Genomic DNA, 8545 nt, shown 5'->3' with positions numbered 1-8545 from the left:
GGGGAAGGTCTCGAGCGGCCGGCCCGTCTGCATCGCCGCGCTGCGTCTCGCACGCTGGTAGCTCTGTACGAGCACCAGGGTCGGGTAAGAGCGCAGACTCGGGCTGTCTTGGATGGCGAGCTCGATCTGGAGCCGGGCATCGGTGATCGAATCGATCCAGCTATCGGAGCGTCTTTCGGGTTGATACTGCCATTTCAGGAGGTGCAATAGCAGGCGCACGAGCTGGCTCGCAATGGCCCGTCTTTCGCTCTTGCTCAAATCCTCCAGCTCCTCTGCCAGATGCTCGACATCCACCGCTTGCCAAGATCCTTCCCGAATCAGCTCGGCGGTCTCGCGAGCCCAACGCACGAGATCCTGGTCATACGTCACGTTCAAGACGGATACCTCGATAAAGAACTCCGGTACATGTTGATATCCTACCGATGTTGATCAGCGCTCGCCCGGGTCTTCAGGCTTGTCCGCGGTCTTTTTCGTCGCGCGCCTGGCCCGCGGCTTCTTCACAGTCGTCGCATCGTCCGCAACCGCCTTGCTCGCCGCCTTTCTCGGCGCTCGCGCCGGCTTTCGGGCGGCAGCCGACGACCGCTTCACGGCAGCGGCCTGCGGCGCCGGCTCGGCACGCGACTCGGCCACCGAGCCACCTGAGGCCGTGTCCCCTTGAGCGACCGCGGCGTTCGTCACCGAGCCGGAAGCCGAATCGGAAGCCTGGCCCGACCTGCCGGATCGGCGCTGTCGCAACCCGCCAAGGAGTCTCCCGACACCGTCGATCACGCTGAAGACAACGCCGACGAGCGCGCTCCAAAGTCGAAGCAACCAGGGTGTCCCGCCCGCAGGTCGCGCTCGGGCCGCACGGGATGCAGGTGGATCGGGCATCGGGACACCCTCGATCTCGCCGTAGCTCGCCGACAGCGCCCGTTCCCCGCTCGCCGTCTCCACCAGATAAAACTCGCGGCACAGGCTGATGCAGCCGAGCGGGATGACGATCACCGCCATCAGGGTCGCGACACCGGCGCCGAACAGCAGACTGACGGCCATCCCCTGGAAGATGGGATCCTCGATGATGGCCCAGGCGCCGGCCATCAAGGTGAGCGAGGTGATGAGGATAGGTCGCATCCGGATCTCGGCGCCGGCGACCGCCGCCTCCTTGACAGTCTTGCCCTTGGCGACCTCGATCTTGACGAACTCCACGATCAGGATCGACTGGCGCACGATGATGCCACCGAGTGCGATCAGTCCGATCATGGAGGTCGCGGTAAACTCGGCTCCCATGACGAGGTGCCCCGGCACGATCCCGATCAGGGTCAGCGGGATGGGCGACATGATGAGCCCGGCGATCTTGAAGTTACGGAACTCCCAGACGATGAGCCCGTAGATGAGCACCAGCGCGGCGATGAAGGCGAGCCCCATGTCGCGGAAGGTCTCGTAGGTCACGGTCCACTCGCCGGACCACTCGAATCCGGATTGGCGGTCGCTCGAGGGCGGTCCAATCAGACCCCGCGGCATCCCGCTGATCTGCACCCCGTCGGGCGCACGATAGTTCTCGAGGCGGTCTTCGACCTCCAACATCCCGTAGATCGGGGCACCGAGGCGGCCCTCCATCTCGCCGACCACGTATTCCATCGGCCGCAGATCCTTGTGATAGATGACCGGGTCCTCCTGCTGCTGGACGAAGCGCCCCAGCTCGCCGAGCGGCACCTGCCCACCCATCTCGGACTGGATCGGCAGGCTGGCCAGACTGCCGATCTCGGCCCGGTTGGCGAGCGGGATCTGCAGGACGATATAGGTCGGCTCCTGAACGACGCCGCGCTTGACGTCGCCGAGCTTGTAGCCGCCCATCGCCATGGCGAGGTTGCGATTGATGCTGTCGACCGAGATCCCCATCCGCACGGCCTTCTCGGCATCCACCTCGAAGCGCCAGTAGCTGTAGGGCTCGGCCACATAGCTGTCCACATCGACAATACCCTCGACCTCTTCGAAGATCTCGGTCAGATCGGCCGCGACCCGGCGGCGGGTCTGGGCATCGGGCCCGTAGACCTCGGCCACGACGGTCTGGAGCACCGGCGGGCCGGGAGGCATCTCCACCACCGCGATCCGGGCGCCGAGCTCATGCGCCAGCGGCGTCAGCATCTCGCGCGCGGCGACGGCCAAGGCGTGGCTGCCGAGCTCGCGCTCGTTCTTGTCCTTGAGCATGACCAGGAGATCACCCTCCCAGGGTCGCTCGCGCAGATAGTAGTGACGCACCATGCCGTTGAAGTTGAAGGGCTGCGCCGTTCCGACATAGGTCTGGACGGCGGTCACCTCGGGCATGGTGCGTACCTTCCGGGCAAGTTGGCGAACCGCGTTCGCGGTGACCGGGAGTGCCGTTCCCTCGGGCATGTTGACGACCACGCTGAACTCGGGCTTGTTGTCGAACGGCAGCATCTTCACCGGGACGGTCTGTGTGTAGAAGAGCACGCAGACACCGGCCGTGGTGAGGATGGTACCGACCAGGAAGGCGATGCCGACGCTCCGCTTGCGGATCAGCGGCATCACCAAGGGCCGATAGACGGCGCTGACCCATCGGCGCGTCTGCTCTTCGCGTCGCTCCGCCTTCTCGAGTGCGGCAAGCCGCGGACGAACGCGCAACGCAAACCAAGGCGTGAAGACGAAGGCGGCCACCAGCGAGAAGAACATGGCCGAGGATCCAAGCACCGGAATCGGACGCATGTACGGCCCCATCAGGCCGCTCACCCAACCCATCGGCAAGAGCGCTGCGATGATGGTGAAGGTGGCGAGGATGGTCGGATTGCCCACCTCGTCGACCGCCCGCACCGCCGTCTCGATGGTCGTCTTGCCGCTTTCGAGCCAGTGGCGAAAGATGTTCTCCACCACGACGGTGGCATCGTCGACCAGAATGCCGATGGCGAAGATGAGCGCGAAGAGACTGACCCGGTCGATGGTGTAGTCGACCATCCAGGCCCACCAGATGGTCAGCAGGATCACCACCGGAATGACCGTGATGACCACGAAGGCGGCCCGCGCACCAAGGCCGACCAGACAGAGGATGGCCACGATGACGGCCGCCTCGAACATCGCCTGCAGCAGCTCGTTGACCTTGTCGTTGGCGCTCTTGCCGTAGTTGCGCGTGACCTCGATATGGACGTTCGACGGGATGAGCGTCGACTTGAGCTCCTCGACCTTGTCGAGGATCTCGAGCGCGACCGTCACGCCGTTGGTTCCTTGTTTCTTGGCGATCGCCACGGTCACGGCCTGGGTCCCGTCGGCGCGATGCTCGCCCTCGTAGGCCGGTCCGGTGTAATGGCTGACGATCTGCTTGGTGTCCTGCGGGACATGCTCGACCGTGGCGATGTCGCGCAGATAGAGCGGATAGTCACCGCGGTTGCCGATGACCAGCCGACCGACATCCTCGGCATTGCGCAGGAAGGAGCCCGAATAGACATTGAAGGCGGTATCGCCCGATTCGCTTACACCCGTGGTCTGCTCGGAGTTGGCGGTACGGATGGTGTTGGCGATGCGATCGAGGGTGATGCCGTGCCCGGCGAGTCGCTCCATCAGGACCTCGACGCGGATCTGATCCTCGCGCCCGCCGACGACGAATCCCTTGCCGGCATCGGGCAGCGAGCCGACCGCTTGGAGCAGGTCGAGGCCCAGCTTGCGCAGCTGATGATCCTCGACATCCTCGGACCAGAGGGTGAGCGTCACCACCGGGACATCATCGACACCGACCGGTTTGACCAGAGGCATCTGCACGTCCGGGGGCATGCGGTCCATGTTCGACTGGAGCTTGTCGTGAACCTTGACGATCGAAGCCCCCATCTCCTCGCCGACCTCGAAGCGCACGGTCACGATGGCCGCCCCGCGCTGAGTGGCCGAGTAGACGTGCCGAACACCCTTGATCTCCTTCATGATCCGTTCGAGCGGATCGGTCACCAGACGCTCGACCTGCTGCGCGGACGCCCCCGGATACTGCACGAAGATGTCGATCATCGGGACCGAGATCTGCGGATCCTCCTGTCGCGGCGTGAACAGCAGACCCAGGATCCCTAGGAAAAGCGCGCCGAACAGGAGCATCGGCGTAACCGGCGTATTGATGAAGGTCCGCGCAATCCGACCGGCGAGACCGAGCGGCGGCAACGCGTCCGCGGAGGACGAGGACACGGATTCGGGAGGAGGCGGGGCGATCGGATCGGCCATCAGTCACGACTCCCGTCGTCCATGACATTTATCTATTTTCTCAATTGGTTTACTGAATCTATCCCACAAGCTCGCCATCAACAAGCGGCGCATTGACAGCGCGTTAGTGTTTGCTAAAGTACTGAAGCAATATCACTCATGTCCGAATCGCTTTTCATCGCCATGTATATCGACAACCTCACGCTCGTGGGCATCGCCGCCGCTTCGACTTATCTTTTCTTGCCTCTCCTGTTCCGTCACGAGCTCCTGGTCGTCGAACAGGATACGGATCCTTCGGTTTCGGAGCCCCGGGGACACGACCAGCGTGTCGCTCCTCGGCCGTGCCTGGAGACCTGATACTCCCCCGCCGGCTCGCTCCGCAATCACGGAGCGGTCGGACCTCGTTCATGGCAGCCGCCGGAAGCAAGACCTGCAATCAACGCTGAGCCCCTGCCCCCGGGATAGACGACTTGCAGTCGTCCTCTTCCACCGCTCGGACAACCCGCGAGATCGAGCCCAACTCGACCATCTCAGGGACCGACACTCGATGCACTCCGGGTCAGCCGGGTTAAGATGCACACCAGAGCAGACCGAGGCATCTCCCTACCCCTGTTGAACCGCGCCCCTGCTCAGGGCCGTGGATACACCGAACGTCGAACTCACTCGAAAATGAGCATCTCGCTCTGGATGCGGTTTAGAAACATGCCGCAGCAGCCCAAACCCGGAATAGACCGCATGCGCTTGAGCCTTTCAGCACGGATCCAAGCATCGGCCTACCTACTCTTGCTCGTCGCGTTTCTACTGGCGAGCGGATGCAGCGAACCCGATGCGCTCGTCGAGATCCACGGCAGCACCATGGGGACCACCTACAGCGTCAAGCTCGTCGACCTTCCCCCGGGTCTGACGGCCGATGCGCTCAAAGCGCAGATCGATGCCCGTCTGGACACCGTCAACGCCCTGATGTCGACCTATCGCCCGGACTCCGAGCTGTCGCGTTTCAATGCGAGCCGATCGACGGATTGGTTTCCGGTCGACCCGGAGCTGGCCGATCTCGTCGCCCGCGCGCAATCCATCAGCGACCTGAGCGACGGTGCCTTCGACGTCACCGTCGGTCCGCTGGTGAATCTGTGGGGCTTCGGACCGGATGCCCACCCGTTTCGGATTCCGGACCAGCAGACCATCGATGAGACCCGCACGCGTGTCGGCCATGACAAGCTCGACGTGCGCGATCAACCGCCGGCACTGCGCAAAGCGCACCCCGAGCTGTATGTCGACCTGTCCGCCATCGCCAAAGGCTACGGTGTGGATCAGGTCGCGGACCTGCTGGACCGGCTCGGAGTGACTGCCTACCTCGCCGAGATCGGCGGGGAGCTCGGGGCCAAGGGGACCAAACCCGGCGATCAGCCCTGGCGCATCGCCATCGAGCGCCCGGAGGCAACCTCGCGGTCCGTCTACCGAATCGTCGCGCTCGAGGACGACGCCATGGCGACCTCCGGCGATTATCGAAACTTCTTCGAGCAAGACGGACGGATCTATTCGCACACCATCGATCCCGGCACCGGCCGGCCGGTCGCGCACGCCTTGGCCTCGGTCACCGTCATCACCGAGGACTGCGCGACCGCCGACGCCCTGGCGACGACCTTCCTGGTCCTCGGGCCCGAGCGCGGCTTGAGCTTGGCCGAATCACTCGGCGTCGGCGCCTTCTTCGTCAGTCGCGTCGGCGACGACTACGCGCATTCGGCGACATCGGCCTTCGAGGCATCGGTCAGCGAGCGCGATCCGGACTGAACCGCCTTGAGCGCTAACCGGCATGCAACCCCCGCAGCCGAAAAACGTCCTTTTCCGTCATCCTCGGTCCATTCGGTGAACGAGGGCAACGCCCACGCCTCGGACCCACCCCCCGGCATCGCTCGGACCACGGCCGAAAGGGCACGATACCGTGACCTTGGTCACATTCTTGCTGGAGTATGATGCGGTGCGGTAACGCACCCGCGGTGCCGAGCGTCGTTCCGAAGACCGGAGACCGGGGCTGCATCGAAATTGGAGTCGAGCCCGAGACCTCGCTGGCCGTGAGATCTGGGGAAGAAGACGACTGCAAGTCGTCGATCCCGGGGTTTCGCCGCTTTGCGGCGATCGCCGGCGCCGATTCCCTCCAGGCGGGTGGCCCGATCCGATCAGGGCGTCGCTGATGCCGAGACTTGCCAAGCACGACCAACCGTGGGCGGACGTTGCGCTTCCTACCGTCAGCGCAACCTACGGGTCTGCCCCACTCAAACCCGACGAATGCCGCCCAAACCATTCGCATTCATCTCCTTAAACCGCGTCCTCCACCGCCCTCCTGGAATCCTCCCACGGGGAATCCCGCTCGAGCCTAGACCACCGCCCCAGGGACGCGGTTTAAGTACAGGTGGGCGACAACCGTATCCGCTGATTCTCCCGCACATCGGCCCAAATAACCTTGCGGCACTCGTTGAAGCCGAGCGTATAGACCAACAGGTACTGTCCCGGATCCACCGTGAATGTAAACGCCTCGTTGCGCCCGATGCGATAGATCTCCTGGCCGTCGAGCTCGACGCGCATAGTGGCGAACCAGCCCGCCAGGGCGCCGTCTCGATAAAGCGTGATATTCGCCGCTTCGGAGGGATTCGTCACGGTCGGCAAGTTGCCCGACTGCCCACCCGTCGCACAACCCGCGGTCAACGCGACGCTCGCGAGCGCACCAATCAAACCAATCCTGACACTGCTCATTTCGGTACCCTTTCCGTTTGCTCCTCGACGGGGGCTTCGTTCCGATCCCGGTCCGAGATCCCGATAGATGCGTAAGGCCGAGTCGGCGTTATCCTTCGGTGGAGATCCGCCGGGGAGATCCGCAGGCGATGCTCAACGACCGCACAATGCGTCGGGATCATGCACGCATCCCCCGCGCAAGGTCAAAACCAATCGACCGGAGTCAGGCAGATGAACAGCACGCCGTCGGGGCAAGACACGCCGCCCCTCATCATGGGCATCCTTAACGTGACGCCCGACAGCTTCTCCGACGGCGGTCGTTACTCGGAAACCGCTGTTGCCGTGCAACATTCTCTCGCAATGATCGACGAAGGCGCGGACCTGATCGACATCGGCGGGGAGTCCACGCGGCCCGGCTCGCAGCCGGTCCCCGCCGAGGAGCAAGAGCGCCGGGTGATCCCGGTGATCCTGCGTCTGCGCGAATGCGTGCCGAGCAGCACCCAACTCAGTATCGACACCACCTCCGCCCGGGTGGCCGAGGCCGCGCTCGACGCTGGCGCCGACTGGATCAACGACACCTCCGCCGGACGCGACGATCCGGCCATGCTCGCCTTGGCGGCCGATCGGGGCGTGCCGATTGTCTTGATGCATCGCCAAGGGATGCCGGAGGCGATGCAGCAGAACCCGAGCTATGCCGACGTGGTTACAGAGGTTCGCGACTTTCTTGCCGAGCGCATCGAAGCGGCGTTGGCTGCGAGGGTCGCGCAGGAGCAGATCCTGACCGATCCGGGTATCGGATTCGGCAAGACGCACGAGCATAACCTCGCGCTCATGGCCGGGTTGGGCGAGCTGGTCCGCCTCGGACCGCCCGTTCTGCTCGGGGCAAGCCGCAAGCGCTTCCTCGGCGCCATCTGTCGGGAGCCGGACCTCGCCGCCCTCATGCCGGCGACCTGCGCGACCACAACCATCGGCGTCTTAGCCGGCGTGAAGGTCTTTCGGGTGCACGATGTCGCGGGCAACCGCCAAGCGGCGGACGTCGCTTGGTCGATTCACGCAGCTCGCGAATGATTTGCCGAGCAGCGATCGCGTAGCCCGCACTGGTATTCAGACTGCGGAATCGTCTCCCGGAACGACGCGACGGCCGCTCTCGCGAAGATGCCGGATTCGGGCAAGCCCGACATCGTCGATGGCGAACGCCTTGCCGAACCCTTTCACATAGCGCCCGCGCTCCGGGTGCAATCGCAGGAGATGAAAGTCCGCCAAGGTGCGCAAGGTCGCAACCAGACCGCCGAAACGGGTCTCGAACTGATCGAGGACGGCCTCGTACCCGTCTCGGTCGCGCGCGATCTCCTCCACCCGGCATTGGAAGTTCAGACGTCGACGCACGAACGGGTGCGCGGCCGTTGTCTCCTCCTCGATGAAGAGCACGCTGACACGACCCGTTTCAATCAGATTGGCGGTGTGGGTCGAAAGCGCGCTCACGAAGACGTAAAGGTCGCCGTCCACCTCTAGCGAGGCTTCGCCTCAGACCGACGAGTCATGGGGTGAGCTCCGGTATCGGGCGGCCCCGGTTGAGCGACGGAAGGCTAAACTTCCGTTGGTAGCCGCACGTAGCGGCGTGTGGCGCGTGGCCAAGATGCCAACCGGG

The 8545-nt window shown here is 64.2% G+C and carries 7 protein-coding genes; 3 read left to right on the top strand and 4 right to left on the bottom strand.

The window, feature by feature from the left end; genetic code table 11:
• Positions 1-369, bottom strand: a 369-nt coding sequence (locus VLR48_RS07615; RefSeq protein WP_325291206.1) for a DUF29 domain-containing protein, incomplete at its 3' end; no start/stop codon positions are given.
• Positions 370-429: 60 nt separating this feature from the next.
• The gene (locus VLR48_RS07610; protein ID WP_325291205.1) at positions 430-4191 is read right to left on the bottom strand and encodes an efflux RND transporter permease subunit; all 3762 of its coding nucleotides are present in this window, start codon (positions 4189-4191) and stop codon (positions 430-432) included.
• A gap of 138 nt (positions 4192-4329) precedes the next feature.
• On the opposite strand from VLR48_RS07610, the gene VLR48_RS07605 reads away from it, so the two are divergent.
• Positions 4330-4527 (top strand): hypothetical protein, encoded by a 198-nt coding sequence (locus VLR48_RS07605; RefSeq protein WP_325291204.1) that lies wholly within the window; start codon positions 4330-4332, stop codon positions 4525-4527.
• Positions 4528-4839: 312 nt separating this feature from the next.
• Positions 4840-5958 carry an FAD:protein FMN transferase gene (locus tag VLR48_RS07600; protein ID WP_325291203.1) on the top strand — a complete coding sequence of 373 codons (1119 nt, stop codon included), beginning with the start codon at positions 4840-4842 and terminating at the stop codon, positions 5956-5958.
• A 609-nt stretch (positions 5959-6567) separates the two neighbouring features.
• Here VLR48_RS07600 and VLR48_RS07595 read toward each other — a convergent pair.
• Complete coding sequence (locus tag VLR48_RS07595; RefSeq protein ID WP_325291202.1) at positions 6568-6918, bottom strand: hypothetical protein; 351 nt, start codon at positions 6916-6918, stop codon at positions 6568-6570.
• Between the two features lie 210 nt (positions 6919-7128).
• Here VLR48_RS07595 and folP point away from each other — a divergent pair, with 210 nt between their 5' ends.
• Entirely contained in the window at positions 7129-7965 is an 837-nt protein-coding gene (gene folP / locus VLR48_RS07590) for a dihydropteroate synthase (RefSeq protein WP_325291201.1), read from the top strand.
• A 36-nt stretch (positions 7966-8001) separates the two neighbouring features.
• On the opposite strand, the gene VLR48_RS07585 is transcribed toward folP, so the two are convergent.
• On the bottom strand, positions 8002-8403 hold the full coding sequence (locus tag VLR48_RS07585) for a pyridoxamine 5'-phosphate oxidase family protein (protein ID WP_325291200.1): 402 nt from the start codon (positions 8401-8403) through the stop codon (positions 8002-8004).
• Positions 8404-8545: the final 142 nt, after the last annotated feature.

It is taken from the genome of Thiocapsa sp., assembly GCF_035467215.1.
In the GTDB taxonomy this organism is placed as follows: Bacteria; Pseudomonadota; Gammaproteobacteria; order Chromatiales; family Chromatiaceae; genus Thiocapsa.
The sequence above is the reverse complement of the archived record's forward strand: the minus strand, read 5'-3'. Positions and strand labels throughout refer to the sequence as shown.